Raw genomic sequence first — 1,179 nt, forward strand, 5'->3', positions numbered from 1 at the left:
ATTGGAGGTGGCATCACCTTCGACGACAAGGTCCTGCGCGAAGACGCTGCGGCGAGCGTTTGCGACGGCCGGGTCCGGCCAACGGTCGAGGTCGCCATTTGGGGTATTCATCTTGGTGCCGCCTTAGCTCAACGTCGTGCTGCATGACTGGACCAGAAGCGAAACGAAAGGGCAACACGCGGCGCCGTGATCGGCGAAGAAGCGCGGCAGCACTCGGCATTGCACAACTCGTCCGGCAAGGATCGTCTGCCGGTCGTCCCTCGTGAGCTATAGATTCTGCGTCTATCGCTCAGCCATGACATCCAGACCCTTGCCCGCTTCCAATTGTTGAAAACATTCAGCGGGAAGGCTATGGTGCTCCAATGGACTACCGACGGAGACGATGATGGGCGTACACAAACAGAGTGTCAGCTTCACGGATGCAGCTTTCAACTTCGCCCGAGAGCTGGTCGAGAGCGGCGAGTATCCGAACATAAGCGCTGCGGTCTCTGGCGAGATGGCACGCGCGCGGGCAGCGCGGGAGCGGGAGCGTCTTCTCTTTGAAGCCGAAGTCCAGCGGCGCCTCGCGCTTCCCCCTGATACCTGGGAACCCGTTCGAACGGGCGAAAGCATCACGTCAGGCGCGCGCGCGCATCTTGCTCGACTTGCAAAGGCTGCCGGTGGCACCACTGCCTGATGCGCATCGTTCGACATCCCTTGGTAGACCAAGACCTTGCCGCGTTGGTGGATCACATCGTCGACGTCACCGGCGGAGACTTCGACGCCGCCGGCAGGCGCCTTGATGAGGTCGACGACCTGATTGCCGACATCTCTGCCAACCCGATGTCAGGCGTTCGCTTGGCGCCACCGCTGGACGGATGGCTGGTCCGTCATGGTGGACGCGGCCATCGTCTAACCGTCGTGTTCCGCGCCGATCTCAACAAGAACTGCGTCTTCGTCGCACTCATTGCCTTCGGTGGGCAGGACTGGATGACCGAAGGCGAAGCGAGGAAGTCCTTCAGCGGATGACTGAGGTGCGCCGTGGCGAGAAGGGCGTGTGCGACAGTTCTACTTTGGGCGCGCTAGCCCAGATGCGACTTTGGTTTGGTGGAGAGTTTCGCCTTGCGATGACCTCGGCCAAGGACATGGGCGCGGAAGACTTCGGCGGGGGTTCGGAAGCCCAGGCACTTCCGTGGGGTC

Annotated in this window: 1 protein-coding gene and 1 pseudogene; one reads left to right on the top strand and one right to left on the bottom strand. The window is 61.7% G+C overall.

What is annotated here, in order from left to right:
• Positions 1 to 675: 675 nt before the first annotated feature.
• Positions 676 to 1,008 (top strand): type II toxin-antitoxin system RelE/ParE family toxin, encoded by a 333-nt coding sequence (locus GV832_RS21655; protein ID WP_140847785.1) that lies wholly within the window; start codon positions 676 to 678, stop codon positions 1,006 to 1,008.
• A gap of 53 nt (positions 1,009 to 1,061) precedes the next feature.
• Here GV832_RS21655 and GV832_RS22730 read toward each other — a convergent pair.
• Positions 1,062 to 1,179: pseudogene (locus GV832_RS22730) on the bottom strand (IS30 family transposase); the annotation flags it as partial.

Source organism: Stagnihabitans tardus, assembly GCF_009925085.1.
GTDB lineage: Bacteria > Pseudomonadota > Alphaproteobacteria > Rhodobacterales > Rhodobacteraceae > Stagnihabitans > Stagnihabitans tardus.